This is a genomic window from Microvirga arvi, from assembly GCF_016892765.1.
Taxonomy (GTDB): Bacteria; Pseudomonadota; Alphaproteobacteria; order Rhizobiales; family Beijerinckiaceae; genus Microvirga; species Microvirga arvi.
Map to the genome: position 1 here is coordinate 1 of NZ_JAFEMD010000044.1, position 21,665 is coordinate 21,665.

Annotated in this window: 20 protein-coding genes and 1 pseudogene; 11 read left to right on the plus strand and 10 right to left on the minus strand. The window is 63.8% G+C overall.

Translation table 11 applies throughout. From position 1 onward, the window contains the following. From ILT44_RS21875 to ILT44_RS21900, 6 genes are all read right to left on the minus strand, one after another. Positions 1-164: porin (locus tag ILT44_RS21875; RefSeq protein ID WP_204241772.1), on the minus strand; the 164-nt coding region annotated here is incomplete at its 3' end. 503 nt (positions 165-667) lie between these two features. Beyond that, complete coding sequence (hppD, locus tag ILT44_RS21880; RefSeq protein WP_239468440.1) at positions 668-1,783, minus strand: 4-hydroxyphenylpyruvate dioxygenase; 1,116 nt, start codon at positions 1,781-1,783, stop codon at positions 668-670. Positions 1,784-1,869: 86 nt separating this feature from the next. After that, a complete protein-coding gene (gene maiA / locus ILT44_RS21885) occupies positions 1,870-2,496 on the minus strand; it encodes a maleylacetoacetate isomerase (RefSeq protein ID WP_204241731.1) in 627 nt (208 codons plus the stop codon). After that, positions 2,493-2,996 carry a MarR family winged helix-turn-helix transcriptional regulator gene (locus ILT44_RS21890; protein ID WP_204241732.1) on the minus strand — a complete coding sequence of 168 codons (504 nt, stop codon included), beginning with the start codon at positions 2,994-2,996 and terminating at the stop codon, positions 2,493-2,495. Before ILT44_RS21890 ends, maiA begins: the two co-directional genes overlap by 4 nt. Positions 2,997-3,101: 105 nt before the next feature. Beyond that, the gene (locus ILT44_RS21895; RefSeq protein WP_204241733.1) at positions 3,102-3,869 is read right to left on the minus strand and encodes a hypothetical protein; all 768 of its coding nucleotides are present in this window, start codon (positions 3,867-3,869) and stop codon (positions 3,102-3,104) included. A 2-nt stretch (positions 3,870-3,871) separates the two neighbouring features. Continuing rightward, positions 3,872-4,960: a TRAP transporter substrate-binding protein gene (locus tag ILT44_RS21900; protein WP_239468443.1), complete on the minus strand. Its 1,089-nt coding sequence runs from the start codon at positions 4,958-4,960 to the stop codon at positions 3,872-3,874. A gap of 73 nt (positions 4,961-5,033) precedes the next feature. On the opposite strand from ILT44_RS21900, the gene ILT44_RS21905 reads away from it, so the two are divergent. The 4 genes from ILT44_RS21905 (at position 5,034) to ILT44_RS21920 (ending at position 7,584) form a co-directional block, all read left to right on the plus strand. Further along, the gene (locus tag ILT44_RS21905; RefSeq protein WP_204241735.1) at positions 5,034-6,053 is read left to right on the plus strand and encodes a fumarylacetoacetate hydrolase family protein; all 1,020 of its coding nucleotides are present in this window, start codon (positions 5,034-5,036) and stop codon (positions 6,051-6,053) included. After that, entirely contained in the window at positions 6,053-6,406 is a 354-nt protein-coding gene (locus ILT44_RS21910; RefSeq protein WP_204241736.1) for a VOC family protein, read from the plus strand. The genes ILT44_RS21905 and ILT44_RS21910 overlap by 1 nt, the downstream gene beginning before the upstream one ends. Before the next feature lie 144 nt (positions 6,407-6,550). Continuing rightward, positions 6,551-7,288: a tellurite resistance TerB family protein gene (locus tag ILT44_RS21915; protein WP_204241737.1), complete on the plus strand. Its 738-nt coding sequence runs from the start codon at positions 6,551-6,553 to the stop codon at positions 7,286-7,288. 80 nt (positions 7,289-7,368) lie between these two features. Next, positions 7,369-7,584 carry a dodecin gene (locus ILT44_RS21920; protein ID WP_204241738.1) on the plus strand — a complete coding sequence of 72 codons (216 nt, stop codon included), beginning with the start codon at positions 7,369-7,371 and terminating at the stop codon, positions 7,582-7,584. Positions 7,585-7,612: 28 nt separating this feature from the next. On the opposite strand, the gene ILT44_RS21925 is transcribed toward ILT44_RS21920, so the two are convergent. Then, on the minus strand, positions 7,613-8,578 hold the full coding sequence (locus ILT44_RS21925; protein ID WP_204241739.1) for a DUF6454 family protein: 966 nt from the start codon (positions 8,576-8,578) through the stop codon (positions 7,613-7,615). A 131-nt stretch (positions 8,579-8,709) separates the two neighbouring features. Continuing rightward, the gene (locus tag ILT44_RS21930) at positions 8,710-10,515 is read right to left on the minus strand and encodes an ABC-F family ATP-binding cassette domain-containing protein (RefSeq protein WP_204241740.1); all 1,806 of its coding nucleotides are present in this window, start codon (positions 10,513-10,515) and stop codon (positions 8,710-8,712) included. Between the two features lie 112 nt (positions 10,516-10,627). Between ILT44_RS21930 and ILT44_RS21935 the strand changes: the two genes are divergently transcribed. After that, on the plus strand, positions 10,628-12,694 hold the full coding sequence (locus ILT44_RS21935; protein ID WP_204241741.1) for a sensor histidine kinase: 2,067 nt from the start codon (positions 10,628-10,630) through the stop codon (positions 12,692-12,694). Here ILT44_RS21935 and ILT44_RS21940 read toward each other — a convergent pair. Next, positions 12,678-14,156, minus strand: a complete 1,479-nt coding sequence (locus ILT44_RS21940; RefSeq protein ID WP_204241742.1) for a coniferyl aldehyde dehydrogenase — start codon at positions 14,154-14,156, stop codon at positions 12,678-12,680. The two genes, ILT44_RS21935 and ILT44_RS21940, sit on opposite strands and share 17 nt — an antisense overlap. Before the next feature lie 245 nt (positions 14,157-14,401). Here ILT44_RS21940 and ILT44_RS21945 point away from each other — a divergent pair, with 245 nt between their 5' ends. The 4 genes from ILT44_RS21945 (at position 14,402) to ILT44_RS21960 (ending at position 19,149) form a co-directional block, all read left to right on the plus strand. Continuing rightward, a complete protein-coding gene (locus ILT44_RS21945) occupies positions 14,402-16,015 on the plus strand; it encodes an ABC transporter ATP-binding protein (RefSeq protein ID WP_239468441.1) in 1,614 nt (537 codons plus the stop codon). 12 nt (positions 16,016-16,027) lie between these two features. Continuing rightward, positions 16,028-17,500, plus strand: a complete 1,473-nt coding sequence (locus tag ILT44_RS21950; protein ID WP_204241744.1) for an aldehyde dehydrogenase family protein — start codon at positions 16,028-16,030, stop codon at positions 17,498-17,500. A gap of 284 nt (positions 17,501-17,784) precedes the next feature. Next, positions 17,785-18,534 (plus strand): SDR family oxidoreductase, encoded by a 750-nt coding sequence (locus ILT44_RS21955; RefSeq protein ID WP_204241745.1) that lies wholly within the window; start codon positions 17,785-17,787, stop codon positions 18,532-18,534. Positions 18,535-18,603: 69 nt separating this feature from the next. Continuing rightward, positions 18,604-19,149 (plus strand): ankyrin repeat domain-containing protein, encoded by a 546-nt coding sequence (locus ILT44_RS21960; RefSeq protein ID WP_204241746.1) that lies wholly within the window; start codon positions 18,604-18,606, stop codon positions 19,147-19,149. A 2-nt stretch (positions 19,150-19,151) separates the two neighbouring features. Here ILT44_RS21960 and ILT44_RS21965 read toward each other — a convergent pair whose 3' ends face one another. Further along, entirely contained in the window at positions 19,152-19,439 is a 288-nt protein-coding gene (locus ILT44_RS21965) for a DUF2218 domain-containing protein (protein ID WP_204241747.1), read from the minus strand. Positions 19,440-19,636: 197 nt separating this feature from the next. Here ILT44_RS21965 and ILT44_RS21970 point away from each other — a divergent pair, with 197 nt between their 5' ends. Together ILT44_RS21970 and ILT44_RS31065 are read left to right on the plus strand one after the other, a co-directional pair. Further along, complete coding sequence (locus ILT44_RS21970; protein ID WP_204241748.1) at positions 19,637-21,118, plus strand: ABC transporter substrate-binding protein; 1,482 nt, start codon at positions 19,637-19,639, stop codon at positions 21,116-21,118. 21 nt (positions 21,119-21,139) lie between these two features. After that, positions 21,140-21,550 (plus strand): annotated as a pseudogene (locus tag ILT44_RS31065) (endonuclease domain-containing protein). Positions 21,551-21,665 lie beyond the last annotated feature (115 nt).

Sequence of the window (21,665 nt, forward strand, 5' to 3'; positions counted from 1 at the left end):
GTTTCCGTGCCCGGGATGTAGAAGAAGCCGGCTCCGTAGGTGGAGCAGACGCGAACGTATTCGACAGCAGCGGCCTTCTTCACGGGAAGATCGGCAGCTTGAGCCCCGGCGACAGCCGCGAGACCTGCGACCGATCCGAGGAAGAGGCTCTTAACGAGCTTCATGGTTAAACCTCCAAAGTTTCGAGACCCTGGGGGGCCGGGTTTTTGTGCTTCGGTGACTTCAACGAAGCCCTAAACACGTCCCTTTTCCCCTTAAGTACCCGGCAGCCTGCCTTATCGGCTAAACTCACCAGGATCACGACCGGGGTGCCCCCGTCGCTGCAGCCACATTATCCATGACGGCCCCGCAAGCAACCGAATGAAGGCGTAAAACGGGCACAAGGCAGGGCTTTTCAGGGGCATGTTGCACAAACGCAACGTTCCGCTTCAGGCTCTTTACTCATCGTTAGGATTTGGAGCCGGATTTTAGGAAATCCTTAATCATCAAGGACTTCACCGCAGCGTAGATCCCCCTCGTACCCTTCGGATAGAAGTCCTGTGCCGGGAGAACATAGACCGGCTCTGTGCATAACACCCTTCACATTTTGGGCAGATTGTCCTTGCCGGACCAAAAGAAAGAGGCCGGGGCAGGCCCGGCCTCCTCCGAATCGTAAGGCTGGCGAGGGCTAGGCCACTTTCGGGCCCAGCACACCGCGGCGAATCTGATCCTCTTCGATTGATTCGAAGAGGGCCTTGAAGTTGCCTTCGCCGAATCCGTCGTCACCCTTGCGTTGGATGTACTCGAAGAAGATCGGCCCGATGGCCGTCTTGCCGAAGCGCTGGAGAAGGACTTTCGTGAAGCCGCCTTCGACCACGCCCTCCCCGTCGATGAGGATCCCGTTCCTCTTGAGGCGGTCGAGAGGCTCTTCATGTTTGGGCAGGCGCTTGTCGACCCGCGAATAGTAGATCTCGTTCGGCGCCGGCATGAACTCGAGCCCGACATCGATGAGCGCTTCGATGGATTCGTAGAGATCGTGCGAGCCCAGCGCCACGTGCTGGATGCCCTCGCCCTTGTATTCCTGCAGATATTCCTCGATCTGCCCGGTTTCGCCTGCATCCTCGTTGATGGGAATACGGATCTTGCCATCCGGGCTCGTCATGGCGCGGGAGTGAAGGCCCGTCAGCTTCCCCGCGATATCGAAGTAGCGGATCTGGCGGAAGTTGAAGAGGCGCTCGTAGAACCCGGCCCATTCGTTCAGCCGCCCGCGATAAACATTATGGGTCAGGTGATCGATGTAATAGAGACCGACACCCTTGGGCTTCGGATCCGGCTCGCCGAGCCACTCGAAATCGACATCGTAGATCGAGCCCTTCGCGCCATAACGATCGACGAAGTAGATCTGCAATCCACCGATACCCTCGATGGCCGGGATCTCGAGCTCGTTGGGGCCCACTTGGGTCTGTACGGGCTTGGCACCCATGGAGAGCGCACGTTCATAGGCATATTTCGCGTCGGCGACCCGGAAGGCCATGGCCGGAGCGGACGGGCCGTGCTGGGCGGCGAAACGCTCGGCAAAAGAGCCGGGATGCGCATTGACGATGAAGTTGATGTCGCCCTGGCGGTAGAGCATCACATTCTTCGAGCAGTGCTTGGCAACCACGCTGAAGCCCATGGTCTTGAAGAGACGATCCAGGGCCTGCGGGTCAGGATGGCAGTATTCGACGAACTCGAAACCGTCCGTACCCATCGGGTTCTCTTCGGAAATGGCGGCCGGGGGTGCATCGTGCGGGAATGGTCCCATGGTTTTCCTCCTGTTGTGCCTCCGGCGATGAGAGGCTTTGCTCGTGAAACCAACGCATCCGCCATCCGGGCGGATGCACGTCTCCGTCAGGCGGCATCCGGCTGGTTGGCCGGCGCGGAATCCTGAAAGGCCTTGTGAGCGGCGCAGGCCGCATCCACTGCTACGATCTTCGGGTAGGCATCGAGCGGCACGTTGAAGCGCCGGGCATTGAAGACCTGGGGAACGAGGTAGACATCGGCCAGCGTGACCTTGGAGCCGAAGGCGTAAGGTCCCGACCCGAGTAGAGCCTCGATCGCATCGAACCCCTCGCGCACCCAATGGGCATACCATTCGTCCGCCGCAGCCTGATCGTGCCCGAGGCGTTTCTTGAGGTAGCCGAGCGTTGCGGAATTGTTGAGCGGGTGGATATCGCAGGCGATCAGGCTGGCGATGGCCCGGACCTTCGCGCGATTGACAGCACCCACCGGAAGCAGGGGCGGCTCCGGATAGACTTCGTCGAGATATTCCAGAATGGCGGGGGACTGGATCAGTGTTGTTCCGCCGATGTCGAGGGACGGCACCCGCCTCTGAGGGTTGATCGCTTGGTACTGCGCCTCGCGCTGTTCCCCCTTCAGCAGATTGACCGACGTGGACTCGTAGGAAACGCCCTTCAGATTGAGGGCGATCCTGACCCGGTAGGCGGCAGAGGAGCGGAAATAGGTATAGAGCTTCACGCCTCGCCCTCCCCTGCATCCCGTGGCGCCAGAAGTCGCGCCTGCCGGGTGAGCTTCTCGATCAGGGTGGAGAGCGTCTTCTGCTCCTGGGGCGTCAGTACCGACAGGAGGCGCTCCCCGACGGCGAGGGCCTCGGGAGCCACCGCCTCGTAGATCGCCCGTCCCTCCGATGTCAGGGTCAGCCACTCCTCGCGGCGATCATCCAGATTCGGACGGCGCGTGACGAGGCCGCGCTTTTCAAGCGCCGCAACAGCCCGTGAAACCGTCGATTTGTGCATGACGCCGTCGGGAGCCATGTCCCTGGCCGTCCGGCACTCATGTTGCCCGAGCGTTACAATCACCCGCCATGCCGGAATCGAAAGACCGAAGCGTTCGGCATAGATCTGGGCGAGCGCGCTCGACGTCAGACCCGCCAGCACATTGAGCCGGTAAGGCAGGAATTCCTCCAGAACCACCAGGGGTTCGGATGTCGGCTTCCTTGCTGCAGATCCGCTTGCCATCATCCCGTCAATCGTTGCCTTCGCAACCAATAGCACAATTCGTTGCATGAGCAACTAGATTAACATGACGATACGTCAAGCTGTTTCGGTTCGAAGCGACGGGAATTAGAATTCGGGCCTGAAGCTCAAGCCATCGCCAACGCTGTTGATCGTCGGGGCGGGTCTCTGCGGCAGCGTCAGCCAGCGAACCTTGTCGACGTCGCGACTGATATGGCCCGACACCGTTTTCACCTTCCGCGTCAGGTAGTTGATGCTGATGGACTCCGTGTCGCCGCTGGCTCGATGAGTCGTGTCCCGATCATAACCGATCAGCTCGAAGCGCCCGGTTCTGTGCCGGAATGTGTAGGTCGTGCTGAAAGTCTCCCATCCTCCCGCGCTCATGAACCAATCCAGGCGCACCTGAAATCCATCGCGCAGAACGGCGATGCTGATCTCCTTGTCGAAGGGATCCGCGGCCGCCGGATCTGTGCGGCGGGGAATGAGGGTATGGTTCTCGGATTGCAGAGTATAGCCGCCCGAGGGCCCGTCTCGGAAGGCAATGGCCAGGATGCGAGGGTTGGTATCGAATGGCTTTTCGCCGAGTCCCTCGAAATCCTGGATGACATTGTCGGGATCGTTCTGGCGGATGACCAGAACGAGGTCGCCTTTTCCGTCCCGATTGAGATCGCCGGATGCTTGCACTTCAAGCGTCCATCCCGGCGGGACAAAGCCCTCCGCCGTCCCAGCCTGCCTGGGCAGGCTGGGGTAAACGACCTCAGGGATGGCGACATCCTGGGCCGCCGCGTTTCCGGGAAGGACGAAGGCAGCGGCACAGGCAAGGCAGGCAGACACAACGATCAGGCAAGAAGCCAGCCTCAGCCGGTCGCTTGCCATGACTACCCGCGGCCGCGGGTGCGGATCATGAAGGTGTCGAAGGCGTATTCGTTGAGCTGCCACCAGGGCAGAACATCGCTGCGATAGGCGACCATCGAATCGTAGACCTTCTTGAAGTCCGCATTCTTGGCCGACAGTTCCGCATAGAGCTCGTTGGCAGCCTTGAGCGACGCCTCCATGATGGCCGGAGAGAAGGTGCGAAGTTCCGCACCGGCGCCGACCATGCGGCGCAGCGCCTGCCCGTTGACCGCATCGTACTTCGCCAGCATCCAGTTGTTGGCGGCTTCGCAGGCCTGGGACATGATGGCCTGATAGGGCTTCGGCAGTTCGTTCCACTTCTGCTGATTGACGACGAGATGCAGCATGGCGCCGCCCTCCCACCAGCCGGGAGCGTAGTAGTATTTGGCGACTTTCAGGAACCCCAGCTTCTCATCGTCGTAGGGGCCGACGAACTCGGCCGCATCGAGGGTGCCGCGCTCCAGGGCCGGATAGACGTCGCCGGGTGCGATCTGCTGCGGCACCACCCCGAGCTTGGCCAGCACCATGCCGCCGAGGCCGCCGATGCGGAACTTGAGGCCGTTCAAGTCTTCGACGGTGTTGATCTCCTTGCGGAAGAAGCCGCCCATCTGGGTGCCGGAATTGCCGCAGACGAGGGAGGTGCAGTTATACTTGGCGAGGATCTCGTTGATGATCTCCTTGCCGCCGGCGAAATGCCACCACGAATGGAGCTGGCGTGCATTGAGGCTGAAGGGCAGGCCCGTTCCCATCCCGAGCGCGGGCTCCTTGCCGACCCAGTAATAGGTCGGCGTATGGGCGCATTCGACGGACCCGTTCTGCACCGCATCCATCGCCTGCAGGCCGCCGACGATCTCGCCGGGCGCGAAGACCTGGATCTGGAACTTGTTGTCCGTGGCGTCGGCCATGTACTTGGCGAAGGTCTGGGCCGTGCCGAAGATGGTGTCGAGGGACTTCGGGAAGCTCGAGGTCAGACGCCAGCGGATTTCCGGCATGCTTTGTGCGATCGCGGGAGCGGCCAGGGTGCCGGCCGCTGCAGCCAGGCCGGCGCCTTTCAGAAAGTTTCTTCTCTTCATCGTCGTCATTGGCGTTTCCCCGGAAAGCATTTCGTTGCAAGTTGAATGGACCATAACAACCCGGTCGGTGGCAATGAAGCTTTCCTCCCTCAATCAAGGCCGTGATGGCCGCCTCGTCGTCGTCTCGAAGGACCTGACTCGCGCGACGGATGCATTTTTCATTGTTCCGACGCTCCAGCAAGCCCTGGACAATTGGGAAAAAGTCGAGCCTCGGCTACGCGATCTTGCGGAACAGCTGGAGCACGGCTCGGTCCCGGCCTTCCGCTTCCACGAGCACGACTGCGCCTCGCCCCTGCCGCGCGCCTATCAATGGGCCGACGGCTCGGCCTATGTGAACCACGTCGAGCTGGTGCGAAAGGCCCGCGGCGCCGAAATGCCGGCCTCGTTCTGGACCGATCCGCTCATGTACCAGGGGGGCTCCGATTCCTTTCTCGGCCCGCGAGACCCCATCCCGGCCATGGACGAGGCGCATGGCATCGACTTCGAAGCGGAGGTCGCAGTGATCACGGGCGACGTGCGGATGGGCGCCAGCCGTGAGGAAGCTGCGGCGGCCATCAGGCTGGTCGCTCTCGTCAATGACGTGTCCCTCAGAAACCTGATCCCGGCCGAGCTGGCGAAGGGCTTCGGCTTCTTCCACGCCAAGCCCTCCTCCACCCTCTCCCCCGTGGCCGTGACGCCCGACGAACTGGGCGAGGCCTGGGACGGGGGCCGGCTGCATCTGCCCCTGCTCTCCACCCTCAACGGTCAGCCTTTCGGCAAGCCCAATGCAGGGGCGGACATGACCTTCGACTTCCCGACCCTGATCGCCCATGCGGCGAGAACCCGGCCGCTGGGTTCGGGCACGATCATCGGCTCCGGGACGGTCTCGAACAAGGACGAGGGCGGCGGCCCGGGCAAGCCCATCGCGGAAGGCGGCCTGGGCTATTCCTGCCTGGCCGAGATGCGGACGGTGGAGACGATCCATCACGGCGAGGCCAGGACGCCGTTCATGCGCTTCGGCGACACGATCCGCATCGAGATGAAGGACAGGGCGGGCCATTCCATCTTCGGAGCCATCGAGCAGGAGGTGGTGGCGTATCGGAAAGAGGCGTGATGCTGCGCCTCGATCACGTTCAGCTCGCCATTCCGAAGGGAGCGGAGGACCTGTGCAGGCCGTTCTATGTCGGCCTGCTCGGCCTGAAGGAGGTGCCGAAGCCCGCGGCGCTTGACGGACGCGGCGGCCTCTGGCTGGAGAGCGGCTCCGTGCGGATCCATCTCGGCGTCGAGGAGGACTTCCGCCCGGCCCGCAAGGCCCATCCGGCGATTGCCGTCACCGATCTCGAGGAATTGGCGCGGCGGATGTCCGAGGCAGGCCATGAGCCGGCATGGGACGCAGCCATTCCGGATGTTCGGCGCTTCTATGTCCACGACCCGGTGGGCAACCGGATCGAATTCATGGAAGGCTGAGATCCTTCAAAATCTTTGGAGCGCCGTCACAGATGCTGAACAAAGCCGCAGAGGCCTAACCAATCGGTGAACGCAGCCGAACGGAACTCTCGGGAATGCCCTGGCTTTTCCACCCGGAACATCCTCAGCACAGGGAGAAGTGACATGAATCTCGGCAGCATCATTGACGGCCTCATGCGCAGCCAGGGCTCGCTCGGCGGGCGCCCGCAGCAAGGCGGCCTGGGTGGCATGCTCGGCGGGTCCGGCGGCCTCGGCTCCCAGATCCCGGGCGGCATGGGCGGCTTGGCCGCAGGAAGCCTCCTGTCCCTGATCCTGGGCTCGCGCGGGGGACGCTCGGCCGGCGGCTCGCTGATGAAGGCCGGCGGCCTCGCCGTTCTCGCGAGCGTCGCCTTCAAGGCCTATCAGGACTGGCAGGACAAACAGGCGCCGGGCGCCGGGCGATCCGGGGCCCTGCCTTCGCAGCCACCGGCGGGCAGCGGATTCCACCTCGAAGAGGAAAAGGACAAGAACGGCCATGAGATGGGCCTCGCCCTCGTGCAGGCCATGATCTCGGCGGCGAAGTCCGACGGGCATCTCGACGGCGAGGAAACCACCCGGATCCAAGAGCAGATCCAGCAGCTCGGCCTCGGCAACGCGGAGAAGGGCTTCCTGCTCGACATGATGGCCAAGCCCGCCGACGCTGCCGCCATCGCCCGCCTTCCCAAGACGAAGGAGCAGGCCGCCGAGCTCTACGTGGCCTCGCGGGTCGCCATCGGCGATGCGGATACGCCGGAAGAGAAGGCCTATCTCGACCGCTTGGTCGCGCTGATGGACCTTCCGGCTGATCTGGTCACCCATCTCGATGCGCAGATCGGCGCCGTCCGCCGGACGGTCGCCGGCTGAACGGGAGTTCGATCCAACCAAGGAGGCTCCGTGAGAATCTCATGGAGCCCCACCTCTCCTCACGACCCATGGAGCGCCTCATGAGCGACCACGTCTACAAGATCGTCGAACTCGTCGGCTCGTCCGACACCAGCATCGAGGATGCCATCCAGACCGCTATCCGGCGTGCCAGCGAGACCTTGCGAAACCTGCGCTGGTTCGAGGTCATCCAGACCCGCGGCCATGTGGAGAATGGCGAGGTGCGCCATTATCAGGTGGTGCTGAAGGCCGGGTTCACGCTGGAAGCGGGCGGCTGACGCGCTGCCGGCCGCTCCCGTCCGTGCTCTACTTCACCTCGGCCTCGTAGATGTAGAGAGTAGACTTGTCATCCTCGGGCATGAAGTAGCCGCGGATCCCTGCATCGCTCGCTTCCAACCAGACCGGGTTGTGGGTCATGTCCATTCCGGACGCGGACCAGAGCAGCACCGGCGTCTGGAAGATCGGGCGGCCATCGGTGAGGTTGACGAGGTCGAGCCCGCCGAGGCGGAACGGAGTCGCCTCCGGCGTAATTCGCATCTCGGTCACGCCTGTACACAGCATGCGGCTTTTGCCGGCATATTTGCAGTCCTGGTAGTCGAGGTAATGCGAGGTGTTGAGCGCTCTCAGCTTCTCGGGGGCTTCGCTCGCGTTTGTGGGCTTTCCGTCTGAATCGAGAGACCAGCGGTAGAAGCGACGCGAGCCCCAGCTGACCCCGTGCAGGGCCTTGTCGTCAGTGTTGTGCACAACGCCGCCCACGTGATCGGCAAAGCGAAACATCTCCTCCGCCTTCATGGTCTCCGGATCGACGCGATAGACGATGGAGCGGCTGTTCGGGCGATACTCGGCCACGGGAACCCAGATATACTTCCCGTCGTAATCGATCCCGCCCGGATGGTAGATCGTGCCCTCGCCGAGAGTGATGTCGGCAATGAGGTTGCCCTTCATGTCGAGCTTGAACAGGTGCCCGACGCCGGCACCTGTATCCCGGTCATAGCCGTCTACCGGCTGCGGAAAGCGCTTGGTTGGCTGCTGGATCTCCACGGACGACACGAACAGCGTGTCGCCGATCTTCACCATGCCCTGCGGGTGGTGTGTGAGAAAGTTGATCGGCACGGCCGAAACTGGCTTCCATGGCGTGCCTCGCGACAGCTTCGTCACACGGTCGGCCAGAACGTTGCGATCAGGCTCTGCGGCTCGAAGAGCAACGGGTGCAACCCCGACGCAGAGCAACGTCAGAATTGTGGTCAGGCAACGTCTCGAAAAGTACTCCATCGCGTTCCTCCATCAGTGACAATTCGCTTCTAGCGAGCGGGTGGTGTCGCTTTCATGTCGGGTTCGGTGCCTGCATTTCGACAGGCCATCACTCACTCGAAAGATTGAAGTGGAGCAGCAACCGATGGTTTCTAACCCTCCAGCTCCTCGCGCAGCATTTCCAGCTCCAGCCAGCGCTCCTCCGCCGCGTGCAGATCCGTCTGCAGCTGCGTGAGCGCGTCCATGGCTTTTTGGAACCGGTCCGGATCGCGGGAATAGAGATCAGCGTCGGCGAGGATTTCCTGAACCTTGGCGATCTTGGCGCCGAGTTCATCCATGCGCTTCGGCAGCGTTTTGAGATCGTGCTGCTCGTTGAAGGAGAGCTTGCGCTTGTTCTGCGCTGGGGCGGAGGGAGCCGGCCTGTCGGTTCTGGGCTTGGCTTCCTTCTCGACGATGCGCGCCTGCACGCCGCGTCCGCGCTGGGCCACCATGTCCGTGTAGCCGCCCGCATATTCGAGCCAGCGCCCCTCGCCTTCCGACACCAGAACGGAGCTGACCGTGCGGTCGAGGAAGTCGCGGTCGTGGCTCACCAGGATCACGGTGCCGGCATAGTCCTGGATCATCTCCTCGAGAAGGTCGAGGGTCTCGAGGTCGAGATCGTTGGTGGGCTCGTCGAGCACCAGCAGGTTGGAGGGCTGGGCCAGGGCGCGGGCCAGCATGAGACGGTTGCGCTCCCCCCCTGAGAGCACGCCCACCGGCGTGCGGGCCTGCTCGGGCGAGAACAGGAAGTCCTTCATGTAGCCGATGACGTGCTTGGTCTGGCCGCCGATGGTGACGGTGTCGCCGCGCCCGCCGGTGAGGGTCTCCGCCAAGGTGGCGTCGGGATCGAGGCTCGCGCGGCGCTGGTCGAGGGTCACCATCTGCAGATTGGCACCCAGCCGCACCCGGCCCGTATCGGGCTCCTGCACGCCGGTCAGCATGTTGATGAGGGTGGTCTTGCCGGCGCCGTTCGGCCCGATGATTCCGAGCCGGTCTCCGCGCAGAACGCGTAAGGAGAGGTTCGTGACGATGGGCCGGTCATAGGCCTTCGAGATGCCTTCGGCCTCGACCACGAGGGTGCCTGACTGCTCGGCCTCGGCCAGGCTCATGCTGACCGTGCCGATCGCCCGCTGGCGCTCCCGGTACTGCTGGCGCATGGCGTGGAGGTTGCCGAGGCGGCGCACGTTGCGCTTGCGCCGGGCGGTCACGCCGTAGCGCAGCCAGTCGGCCTCGGCCACGAGCTTGCGCCCGAGCTTGTGGTGCTCGGCCTCCTCCTGCTCCAGGACTTGGTCGCGCCACTCCTCGAAATGAGAAAAGCTCCGCTCCATGCGCCGCGTCCGGCCCCGATCGAGCCAGACGGTCGCCTGGGAGAGGCTCTCCAGGAAGCGGCGGTCGTGGCTGATGAGCACGAGGGCGGAGCGCAGGCTCCTCAGCTCGCCTTCGAGCCATTCGATCACCGGCAGGTCCAGGTGGTTAGTCGGCTCGTCGAGGAGCAGGATATCCGGCTCGGGTGCCAGCACATGGGCGAGCGCGGCGCGGCGGGCCTCTCCGCCCGAGAGATCGGCGGTCCTCTCCTCCCCGGTCAGCCCGAGTTGCTCCAGGAGGTAGCGCGCCCGGTACGGGTCGTCGCCCGGCCCGAGCCCCGCCTCCACATAGGCGAGCGTGGTCGGATAGGACGAGAGATCCGGCTCCTGGGCGAGATAGCGCACGGTCGCTCCCGGCTGCACGAACCTTTTCCCGCGATCGGCCTCCATCAGTCCTGCGGCGATTTTTAGGAGGGTGGACTTGCCCGAGCCGTTACGACCCACGAGGCAGGCCCGCTCGCCGGGGGAGACGGACAGTTCCGCGCTCTCGATGAGGGGTGTTCCGCCGAAGGTGAGAGCAATGTCTTGGAGAGAAAGAAGAGGAGGAAGCGCCATTCCTGCTCCCCTGACACCTCTTCGTCGCAGATGCAAGACGCATCCGGTCTGCTACGGGGTGGACGGTCTTCCATCTTTGTGCTCCCCTGCTGAGGTTAAGCTGAGCGTTTGCATGACACTGACGAAGCGTCTGCTCCTTCTGGCGTTGATTTCGGTTCTGCCGGCCATCGTCATCTGGACTTACACTGAAGTCTCCTTGCGCCGGGCCCGGGAAGCTGAGGTGAACGACCTTGCCGTCCGGCAGGCGCAGCTGGTGGGCGCGGAACTCGAAAGGATCTTCGACGGCGTCCAGAGCCTTCTGCTCGCCATCGACGAGACCCAGTCCATCCGCACCTTCGATACGCCCGCCTGCAGCCCCTACCTGAAGGCGGTTCAGGAGAAGGTGCCGTACATCCTGTCCTTCGCCGCCATGGACATCAGTGGTCACATCCGGTGCCGCCCGACCGGGACGATCGACACCCAGCACTACTATGCGGACAGGCTTTATTTCCACAGAGCCCTGGGCATGAGGGGTTTCGTCGTCGGCGAATACACCACGGTCTTCGACGAGGGCGGGCTCGGACCGCATCCGGTGATGCCTCTGGCGTTGCCGATCTGGGATGACAAAGGTGATGTGGTCGGCGTGCTGGCCGCAGCCCTCGATCTGAAGTGGCTCAGCCAGAAGCTGAGGGAGCGCACCGTGCCGGAGAACGGCTCGGTGACTGTCGCCGACCGGAACGGCATCGTCCTCGTACAGGAACCGCAGCCGGAGCGTTTCGTCGGGAGACTGCTGCCACAGGAGTTTCTGGTCCAGGCCAGAGCAAGGGAAACCACAACCCTTCAGAGCACGATCCCTGACGGGGTGAAGCGTGTGCTCGCCCACGTGCCGCTGCAACTGCCTCCCAGAGACATCTACGTCAATGTCGGCTTGTCGACAAAAGCCGCCTTTGCCTCCATCAACCAGGCGGCACGGCGCGGCTTCATGCTGATCGCGGCGGCGCTCATTCTGGCCCTGTCCCTCTCGGCCCTGCTCAGCCGAGCCTTCATCACCAAGCCTTTCGAGATGGTGACGGGAGGCATCCAGGCCTGGCGGCGGGGCGATTACGGAGCGCGGATCGCGCTGCCGCGAAAGGCCGGCGAGTTCAGCATTCTGGCCAAGGCCTTCAACGACCTCATGGACGACGTGGCCGAACGTCAGCAGGCCCTGCAGGTCAGTGAAGAGCGGGCACGTCTCGCCCTGGAAGCCGGACACATGGGAACGTGGTGGTACGATCCCGAGAAGAATGCAGGCGGCTGGTCGAGCCAGGCTGCAGCCATGATCGGGCTTCCCGAGTCCACATCGACCATGGATCCCAAGGAATGGTTGGATATCCTTCATCCCGAAGACGTGGATCGCGCGGTCGAGAAATGGCGGGCTGCCGTCAGGAGCCGTGGCGACTACGAGGACGAGTACAGGATCCGCCACAAGAACGGGAACATCCGCTGGATCAATTCCAAGGGCCGCGTCTTCCTCGATACGAAGAAAAGGCCCGTCTATTTCGTCGGAATCTTCCACGACATCACGGAGCAGAAGCATGCGGAGGAGCAGCAGCGCTTCTTCCTCGACGAGTTGAACCATCGGGTGAAGAACACCCTGACGACGGTGCAGTCCATCGCCTCCCAGACCCTGCGCACCACGGAATCTCCGGCTCAGTTCAAGGAAGCGTTCGAGGGCCGTCTGCTGGCCCTGTCGAAGACGCACAATCTGCTGACCCGGAAATCCTGGCGCGAGGCGGAGCTGCGCGATGTGGCGGAACAGGAACTGGCCCCCTACCGCAAGCAGGGCGACGAGAGGGTGGTGCTGGAGGGGCCGGATGTCAGGCTGCCGGCCCGCTACGCCATCAATCTGGGCTTGGTTCTGCACGAACTGGTGACGAACGCCGCCAAGTACGGTGCGCTCTCGACCAATGCGGGCCATCTCGACGTGACGTGGTCCGTCATCGAAAGCGAGGAACGTCCGCATCAGCTTCGCATTCACTGGACCGAAACCGGTGGGCCGCCTGTGGCGCCGCCCAAGCGCCAGGGCTTCGGTTCGCGCCTCATCCGCCGCAGCATCGAGGGCGAGCTCGGGGGCTACATGGTGCTGAATTTTGCCGAGAGCGGCGTCGCCTACGACATCTCCGTGCCGCTGGCCCAGCAGAGCTCTAGCGCAGCAGCATAGACAGCATGCGGTTCATGCGGCTGCCATAGGGCGGCTTGGTCATGCCGGCCCCGTTGAAGCGGGCCTGATGAAACACCGAGCGGGCATGGCTGAAGGTCCTGAAGCCAGCCTCGCCGTGATAGGCGCCCATGCCGCTCGCGCCGATACCGCCGAAGGGCAGCTCCTCCTGCACGCAATGCAGCAGCGTGTCATTGATCGCGACGCCGCCGGACGATGTCCGCGCGAGCACATGGTCGATCGCCTGCCCCTCATGGCTGAACAGGTAGAGCGCCAGCGGATGCGGGCGTGCGCCGATGAAGCGGCACGCCTGCTCGACATCGTCATAGGCGACCACGGGAAGCAAAGGTCCGAAGATCTCCTGCTGCAGAACCTGCGCATGCTCCGGCACCCCGGTCATCACGACAGGCGCGATCTTGCGGAGCGCCGGGTTCAGATACTCTTCACCCGGATTGATCTCGTGCACGCAAGCGCCATGCTCCCGCGCATCGGCGATCAGGTGACGGAGGCGCTCGAGGTGCCGTTCGTCGATGATGGCCGTGTAGTCGGGATTGTCCGCAAGCGTCGGGTACAGGCTCGACACCGCCTTCCGGTAGGCCGAGACGAACGCCTCTTCGCTCCGACGCGGCACGAGCACGTAATCGGGTGCGATGCAGGTCTGGCCGGCATTGAACAGCTTGCCGACGGCGATCCGCTCAGCCGCCTTTTCGACAGGATAATCCCCTGCGATGAGAGCCGGCGACTTGCCGCCGAGCTCCAGCGTCACCGGCACCAGATTTTCGGCTGCTGCCTGCATGACCTGACGCCCCACATGGGTCGAGCCGGTGAACAGCAGGTGATCGAAGGTGAGATGTGAAAAGGCCTTCGCCACATCGGGGCCGCCCTGCAGGACGGCGACTTCCGTCGGATCGAAGACCTCAGTGATGACCTGCTCCAGCAGAGCGGACGTGCGTGGCGTGAGCTCGGACGGCTTGATCATCACCCGATTGCCAGCCGCCAGCGCGCCAGTGAGCGGCGAAAGCGTGAGCTGGACCGGATAGTTCCAGGGACTGACGATGCCGACGACACCGAGCGGCTGATAGAGAATGCGCCCCGTTCCCGGCTTGAACATCCACTGGATCGGACGCCGCCGCGGCTTCATCCATTTGCGGAAGTGCCGGCGCGCATGGCGGAGGCTCGCCACGACCGGGTACAAATCGGCAAGCCGCGTTTCGTGGGCGGAGCGATGCCCGAAATCGGCTGCGACGGCTGTCACGAAATCGTCGGTATGACGCACGATGGAGTCGGCCAGCGCCCCGAGCGCTTCGTCGCGCCGCTCAGGCGACAAAGCCCCGCGCTCGACCAGGGCAAGCCTTTGCGCATCGAGGCAGGCCTGCAGCCTGTCTCCGGCCGGATGGGGAACGACGTCGTGCACGTATCGGAGGCTCCGCTTGAACAAGGCCAGTTCGTCGATGTTCAGCCTCATCCTGAGGAGCCGCTGCAAGCGGCGTCTCGAAGGAGGGTCCAGAGAGCACTGAATCCTCCTTCGAGACGGTCACTCACATGACCTCCTCAGGATGAGGGCTTGGGATGAAAAGCAGCCATAAGCCAAATACTCAGGCCATGATATGGTGGAGCGGATACCATTCTCAACATGGCATCCGTCAGGGCGGATTGACGGAGCGTGAGAGATCGCAAGGATAGCCGTCCGGCCTCTTCCGCAGGAGAATGATGGTGAGCAGCCCCTCCCCCGTGCTGTCGATCGAGAATCTCTCCATCGGCCTGCCCGCCCTGGCCGACCGGCAGCATGCGATCCGGGACCTATCGCTCTCCATCAATCCGGGCGAGACGCTCTGCGTCGTGGGAGAATCCGGCTCGGGCAAATCGCTGACCGCGATGGCGGCCATCGGCCTGCTGCCACGGGGCGTCCGGGTGCTGTCGGGCGCGATCAGGCTCGCTGGCCGCAATCTCCTTGGCCTTGACGAGGCAGGCTGGTGCGATGTGCGCGGCCGTGAGATCGGCACCGTCTTTCAGGAGCCGATGACCTCGCTCAACCCCGTCATGCGGGTGGCGGACCAGATCGCCGAGACCTTCCGCGCCCATGGCCTGCTCAACCCCGCCGAGCGGGACAGGCGGGTGCTCGACCTCCTGAGGGAGGTGCACCTGCCCCATCCGGAGCTGATCGCGAAGGCCTATCCGCACGAACTCTCCGGCGGCCAGCGCCAGCGCGTGATGATCGCCATGGCGCTCGCGCTTGAGCCGAAGCTCCTCATCGCCGACGAGCCGACCACCGCGCTCGACGTGACCACCCAGGCCCAGGTGCTGAAGCTGCTCGACAATCTTCGGCGCAAGATGGGCACGGCGGTTCTGTTCATCACCCACGATTTCGGCGTGGTGGCCGAGATCGCCGACCGGGTCGCCGTGCTGCAGCAGGGCGAACTCGTCGAGGAAGGCACGGTCGAGGAGGTGCTCACCCGCCCGCAGCACGCTTACACCAAGCGGCTCCTGGCGGCGGTGCCGTCCCTGACCCCTCCATCCCCGAAGCAGCTTTCAGGGGAACCCATCGCCCTGAAGGTCGACGCCCTGACCAAGACCTATGGCGGGCGCGGCTTCTTCCGCAAAGGCCGCGAGGTCCAGGCGGCCGATGCCGTGAGCTTCGACATCCGGCGCGGCGAGACCCTGGGCCTCGTGGGCGAATCCGGTTCCGGCAAATCGACCGTCGGGCGCTGCGTGCTGCGGCTGATCGAACCCGACGGGGGCGCCATCGTCATCGGGGATGTGCCCTTCGGCACCCTGTCCCAGCGCGACCTGCGGCCCCAGCGGCGCCGGATCCAGATGGTCTTCCAGGATCCCTTCGCCTCCCTCAATCCGCGGCGCACCGTGGGCCGCATCATCGCCGAGGGGCCGGTCACGCAAGGAGCGGATCCGGCCAAGGCCCTGGACGATGCGCGGATCCTCCTGGAGAAGGTGGGGCTCCCGGCCCAGGCCATCGATCGCTACCCGCACGAGTTCTCCGGCGGCCAGCGCCAGCGCATCGGGATTGCCCGTGCGCTCGCCATGAAGCCCGACGTGCTGGTGGCGGACGAGGCCGTCTCGGCCCTCGACGTGTCGGTCCAGGCCGAAATTTTGCGCCTGCTGAAAGGACTTCAGGAGGAGTTCGGGCTTGCCATTCTCTTCATCACCCACGATCTGCGTGTGGCAGCCCAGATCTGCGACCGCGTGGCAGTCATGCAAAAAGGGCGGATTGTCGAAATGGCGGAAACCGCGCAACTCTTCGCCCATCCGCGGGATGCCTATACCCGCCAGCTTCTGGCCGCAGTGCCTGGCATGAACAAGATGATTTAGGGAGACGAGCCCATGAACGATCAGGTCAGCGCGTCGGTCGCGCCCAGCATGGTGTTCCAGAATTTCATCGGCGGGCGCGAGCGCTCGGCCTCCGACGGCATGACGCTCGACGTGTTTTCGCCCGTCGACGGCTCGCTCCTGGCTCGCATCGCCGCCGGGACGGCTCAAGACATCGACGAGGCCGTAAAGGCGGCTCGGACCGCCTTCGAAGGTGAGTGGGGCAAGCTGACGGCGACCGAGCGCGGACGCCTGCTCATGAAGCTTGCCACAATCGTCGAAGCCCATGCCGACGAGTTGGCGCTTCTGGAAAGCCGCGACAATGGCAAGCCCCTGCGCCAATCCCGCGCCGATGCCATCGCGCTTGCCCGCTATTTCGAGTTCTACGGCAGCGCCGCCGACAAGCTGCACGGCGACGTCATTCCGTATCTCAACACCCATTTCATCGGCGTCGAGCGGGTGCCGCACGGGGTCACCGGGCATATCGTGCCCTGGAACTACCCGATGCAGATTTTTGGGCGCTCCGTCGGCGCAGCTTTGGCTGCCGGCAATGCCACGGTGGTGAAGCCAGCGGAGGATGCCTCGCTGACGATTCTGCGCATTTCCGCATTGGCCCGCGAGGTCGGGCTCCCCGATGGCGCACTCAACGTGGTGACGGGCCTCGGCCGCACGGCGGGCGCTGCGCTCGCCGGCCATCCCGGCATCGACTTCCTGTCCTTTACCGGCAGCCCGGAAACCGGTACGGCGGTCCAGACGGCTGCCGCGCAGAACCACGTCGGCGTCACCCTGGAACTCGGCGGCAAGTCGGCCCAGATCGTCTTCGACGATGCCGATCTCGAGCGCGCCCTGCCGACTCTCGTCAACGCCATCATCCAGAACGGCGGCCAGACCTGCTCGGCCGGCAGCCGCCTGCTGATCCAGCGCGGCATCTTCCGGGATGTGGTCGACGCCATCGCGGAGCGTTTCCGCGCCTTGCGCGCCGGGCATCCGGAGCGTGAGCCCGATCTCGGCCCGATGATCAACCAGGCCCAGCAGCGCCGCGTCCTCGGCTATCTGGAGCGCGGCCGCAACGAGGGGCTGAGCATCATCGGCGAAGGCGTGGTGGCGCTCGACGCGCCTCCGGGCGGCTATTACGTGGCCCCGGCCTTCCTCGCCCCGGTTCCGCACGAGAGCCTCCTGTCGCAGGAAGAGGTCTTCGGCCCGGTTCTCGTGGCAACGCCCTTCGAGGACGAAGCGGAGGCGATCCGGCTTGCCAACGGCACCCCATTCGGTCTTGCGGCGGGCGTCTGGACACGGGACGCCATGCGCTCCACCCGCGTCGGCCGCTCCATGCGCGCAGGCCAGGTCTTCGTGAACTGCTACGGGGCCGGCGGCGGCATCGAACTGCCCTTCGGCGGCTTCGGCCGCTCCGGCCACGGCCGCGAGAAGGGCTTCGAGGGTCTGGTCGAGTTCACCACGACCAAGACGCTGGTTATCGCACACGGGTAGAACGGGCTTGAATATCAATCACCTCATCCTGGGTGCCAGCTCATAGAGGCCGAGACGCGCGTTTCCCTCCCCCTTGCGGGGAGGGATAAAGGGTGGGGGTGGTGCGACTGGGTGAGTGATAGATAGGTAAGCTGTAGCGGCTTTCGGGCTTTCTGGATCGGTCTCAGTGTTCGGACTTTGCGACCCCCACCCCTGCCCCTCCCCGCAAGTGGGAGGGGAAAGAAAAGCGCCTCCTCAGGATGAGGGCGAGGATGAAATAAACCAATGTTTGAAAGGAAAGAACCATGAATCGCCTTGAAGGCAAGGTGGCGCTGATCACGGGCGCCGGCTCCGGTTTCGGACTGGGCATTGCGCAGACATTCGCCCGTGAAGGCGCCAAGGTCGCGATCCTCGACATCAACGAATCCGCAGCAAAAAGCGCCGCCGAGGGAATCGGCGCCTCCGCCATCGGACTTGCCGCCGACGTGTCGAAAGCAGCCGACGTGAACGCGGCGGTGGAGAAGACGGTCTCCGCCTTCGGCAGGCTCGACATCGTCGTCAACAATGCCGGCATCAGCCATCGCAACCGACCGATGCTGGAGGTCGAGGAAGACGAGTTCGACCGGGTTTTCGCGGTCAACGTGAAGTCGATCTACCTCTTCGCCAAGGCGGCCGTTCCGCTCATGCAGGGTCAGGGCGGCGGCGTGATCATCAATGTGGGCTCGACCGCGGGCCTTCGCCCTCGCCCAGGCCTCACCTGGTACAACAGCACCAAGGGCGCCGTGCACACCATGACCAAGTCCATGGCCGTGGAGCTGGCACCCGACCGGATCCGCGTCTGCGCCCTTGCGCCGGTCGCAGGCGAGACGCCCCTGCTCGCCACCTTCATGGGCGAGGACACGCCCCAGAAGCGCGAGCAATTCGTCAATTCCATCCCGCTCGGCCGCTTCTCCACCCCGCAGGACATCGCCAACGCCGCACTCTACCTCGCCTCCGACGAGGCGAGCATGATCACCGGCGTGGTGCTGGAGGTCGATGGCGGACGTTGCATCTAGGCTGAAGTCCTGCAACTCTGTCACACGGGATTGGCCCTGCTGGCAGCCCTTAGAGGAGCGATTGCCTGGATGGATTCGAGGCTGTCGATAGAGTTCGATAGGGCGATCAAGGCCGGTGACCTCAAGGCCATCCGGGCACTCCTCGGCGATCTTCCCGATTTTCCGAATGGTCCCCTTCCCTATGAAATCCGCGTCCATCAGGAGTATTGCCTCGACCATGCCATCGCTCACGGCCCGATCGCTTTGGTGAGAGAGCTTCTGGAACTCGGCGCCGACCCGAACTACCCGGCGACCGACGGTTTCCCGTCGCTCTTTGCCGCTCTGGGGTCAAACCAGGAAGACCGGCATGAGCGCTTGAAGCTGCTGCTGGACCATGGGGCGGACATCCAGCAGCGCGGCATCAACGACTACACGCCTCTGCATCAGGCCGCCTGCATGGACGACGCGGTGGCCGTCGAGATCCTGATGCGGCACGGAGCGGATCCGCAGGCCCGCACCCGGATCGACCATTACGCGACGCCGCTCGAGGAAGCCGAGCTTCTCGGCCGCCTCCAGGCTATCGAGGCGCTGCGGAGCCTCGTAGGTCCTCGGTCGAACGAGCCTCGTTCAGGCTGAACCTATTGCTTCTGCCACTCGAACGGAAGCGGCGCTTCCTTGAACGCGAAGCGGTCGAGATGCGCGGCGACGACGCCCTTCATCCGCTGCAGCGTCTCGTCGTCCTCGGCCTCCACTTTCACCGTCAGGGCGTCGGAATCCGACCTCATGGTCGCAACCGCACTCGGAAAGCGGACGATACCCTCGTTTTCCGACAGCTCAACGTCCAGCTTGTGGCTCCAGTGCTTGCAGAGCTGCTGGAGATATCGGGCGCCGTTCGCGGTGGGCACCCGGGCGGTCTCAAATGCCATCTCAAAGCCTTTCCATGCCGGCAGGAGCTTCCCGGAAGGGCCAGCACCGGCGGGTCTTCGCCGGAGCTGCTTAGGCCTCCCCGAAGCCGAAGTTAAGTGAACAATCCGTAATGACGGTCTTCCATCCGGCGCCATCCTGCGTAAGCTTACGGTCATCGCGACCTGTCGCAGCCCAAGCCTGATGGAGTTCAAGCCTGATGACGAAGCGCTTCCTGACTGCCGCCCTCCTCCTCTCCGTCAGCGTCATCCCGGCCTATGCCGCCAAGACCTCCCTGGTGGTGGGCATGCCCATCGAGCCGCCGGGCCTCGACCCGACGGTCGCCGCACCCGTTGCCATCCGCGAGGTCACCTGGGTCAATCTTTATGAAGGCCTCGTGCGCATCGACCGGACCGGCAAGGTCCAGCCGCTGCTGGCCAAGAGCTGGGAGGTTGCGCCGGACGGGCTGACCTATACCTTCCGCCTGCAGGAGGGCGTGAAGTTCCACGACGGAACTACTTTTGACTCCGCAGATGTGAAATTCGCCTTCGACCGCGCCCGCGATCCGAAATCGACCAATGCGCAGAAGCAGATCTTCGCGCCCATCGCCTCCATCGAGACGCCCGATCCCGCCACGGTGGTGATCAAGCTGAAGGAGACCTCGGGCAACTTCCTCTACTATCTCGGCTGGGGCGATGCGGTGATCGTGGCGCCCGAGACGGCGGCGAACAATGCGGCCAATCCGGTCGGCACCGGGCCGTTCAAGTTCAAGTCCTGGACCCGCGGCGACCGGGTGGAGCTGACCAAGAATCCCGATTACTGGCAGAAGGACAAGGTGAAGCTCGAGAGCGTCACCTTCCGCTTCATCAGCGACGCGCAGGCGCAGGTCGCGGCGCTCAAGGCCGGCGACGTGGATGCCTTCCCCAATCTCGGCGCACCGGAGCTCTTCGCCGAGTTCCAGAAGGACGCCCGCTTCAAGGCGGTCGCCGGCAACACGGAGGGCGAAACGGTCGCCGGCATGAACAATGCCAAGAAGCCGTTCGACGACGTGCGCGTGCGCCGCGCGCTGATGCATGCGGTGGACCGCAAGGCGCTGGTCGAAGGCGCCTATTCCGGTCTCGGCAAGCCCATCGGCAGCTTCTTCTCGCCGAATAATCCTGCCTTCGTGGATACCACGAACGTGATCCCCTACGACGTCGAGAAGGCCAAGGCTCTGCTGAAGGAGGCGGGCTACGGCAACGGCCTGTCGATCACCATCAAATCGCCCCAGATGGCCTATGCCAGCCGCTCGGCGGAGCTGCTCTCCGCCATGCTGTCGGAAGCCGGCGTCGATCTGAAGATCATCCCCACCGAGTTTCCGGCCAAGTGGATCGAGGAGGTGTTCAAGAACAAGGACTACGACATGACCATCGTGTCCCACACGGAGCCGCTCGACATCGATATCTTCGCCCGCGACACCTACTACTTCAACTACAAGAACGACAGGTTCAAAGCCGTGCTCGCGGAGGCCGCCAAGACCACCGACGAGAAGGCGCGCTTCGCGAAATATGCGGAGGCGCAGAAAATCCTGGCCGAGGACGTGCCTGCCCTCTTTCTCTTCCAGCTGCCGAAGCTCGGCGTGTGGAACGCGAAGGTGCAGGGCCTGTGGGAAAACTCGCCGATCCCGTCGAACGACGTGACCGAGGTTTCGTGGACGGAGTGATCTGACGGCGCAGTCGGAGCCATGACGAACGGTTGGATCACGGATGTTTCGAACAGACCCTCGGTGAGGCTACGGAACCGCGCGCGGTTCTTACGCCGAAACCTCACTGAGCCTGAGAAAAAACTCTGGTGGCACTTGCGATATAGACTCCCTATGGAGCGGGGACACTTCCGCCGTCAGATTCCGATTGGTCCTTATGTGGCAGACTTCTGCTGTCTGGCATCGAAGCTAATCATTTAGGTCGATGGAAATCAGCATGGCTACGACGCCAATGCTCCTCACGATGAACGCAGAACAAGCTATCTTAGCAATCATGGATTTAGGGTTGTCCGGTTCACGAACAGGGAAGTAATGACTGCGATCGAGAGTGTTCTGGACACAATTCTGGCGGCATTGAACGCGGGTTCCCTCCCCCTTGCGGGGAGGGATTGAGGGTGGGGGTCGTAAAGTCGGGATTTTGCGCCTTATCATGGAAGCATGAGGTCAATACAGCGCCGTTCTTACCTGACCGCTCACCCGGTCGTTCCACCCCCACCCCTACCCCTCC

What these genes read in the sequence shown, in the direction of transcription:
- hppD (WP_239468440.1), bottom strand. Translation starts at nt 1,783, where the DNA reads ATGGGACCATTCCCGCACGATGCACCCCCGGCCGCCATTTCCGAAGAG.
- ILT44_RS21890 (WP_204241732.1), bottom strand. Translation starts at nt 2,996, where the DNA reads ATGGCAAGCGGATCTGCAGCAAGGAAGCCGACATCCGAACCCCTGGTG.
- ILT44_RS21895 (WP_204241733.1), bottom strand. Translation starts at nt 3,869, where the DNA reads ATGGCAAGCGACCGGCTGAGGCTGGCTTCTTGCCTGATCGTTGTGTCT.
- ILT44_RS21900 (WP_239468443.1), bottom strand. Translation starts at nt 4,960, where the DNA reads ATGAAGAGAAGAAACTTTCTGAAAGGCGCCGGCCTGGCTGCAGCGGCC.
- ILT44_RS21905 (WP_204241735.1), top strand. Translation starts at nt 5,034, where the DNA reads ATGAAGCTTTCCTCCCTCAATCAAGGCCGTGATGGCCGCCTCGTCGTC.
- ILT44_RS21910 (WP_204241736.1), top strand. Translation starts at nt 6,053, where the DNA reads ATGCTGCGCCTCGATCACGTTCAGCTCGCCATTCCGAAGGGAGCGGAG.
- ILT44_RS21915 (WP_204241737.1), top strand. Translation starts at nt 6,551, where the DNA reads ATGAATCTCGGCAGCATCATTGACGGCCTCATGCGCAGCCAGGGCTCG.
- ILT44_RS21920 (WP_204241738.1), top strand. Translation starts at nt 7,369, where the DNA reads ATGAGCGACCACGTCTACAAGATCGTCGAACTCGTCGGCTCGTCCGAC.
- ILT44_RS21925 (WP_204241739.1), bottom strand. Translation starts at nt 8,578, where the DNA reads ATGGAGTACTTTTCGAGACGTTGCCTGACCACAATTCTGACGTTGCTC.
- ILT44_RS21930 (WP_204241740.1), bottom strand. Translation starts at nt 10,515, where the DNA reads ATGGCGCTTCCTCCTCTTCTTTCTCTCCAAGACATTGCTCTCACCTTC.
- ILT44_RS21935 (WP_204241741.1), top strand. Translation starts at nt 10,628, where the DNA reads ATGACACTGACGAAGCGTCTGCTCCTTCTGGCGTTGATTTCGGTTCTG.
- ILT44_RS21940 (WP_204241742.1), bottom strand. Translation starts at nt 14,156, where the DNA reads ATGAGGCTGAACATCGACGAACTGGCCTTGTTCAAGCGGAGCCTCCGA.
- ILT44_RS21945 (WP_239468441.1), top strand. Translation starts at nt 14,402, where the DNA reads ATGGTGAGCAGCCCCTCCCCCGTGCTGTCGATCGAGAATCTCTCCATC.
- ILT44_RS21950 (WP_204241744.1), top strand. Translation starts at nt 16,028, where the DNA reads ATGAACGATCAGGTCAGCGCGTCGGTCGCGCCCAGCATGGTGTTCCAG.
- ILT44_RS21955 (WP_204241745.1), top strand. Translation starts at nt 17,785, where the DNA reads ATGAATCGCCTTGAAGGCAAGGTGGCGCTGATCACGGGCGCCGGCTCC.
- ILT44_RS21960 (WP_204241746.1), top strand. Translation starts at nt 18,604, where the DNA reads ATGGATTCGAGGCTGTCGATAGAGTTCGATAGGGCGATCAAGGCCGGT.
- ILT44_RS21965 (WP_204241747.1), bottom strand. Translation starts at nt 19,439, where the DNA reads ATGGCATTTGAGACCGCCCGGGTGCCCACCGCGAACGGCGCCCGATAT.
- ILT44_RS21970 (WP_204241748.1), top strand. Translation starts at nt 19,637, where the DNA reads ATGACGAAGCGCTTCCTGACTGCCGCCCTCCTCCTCTCCGTCAGCGTC.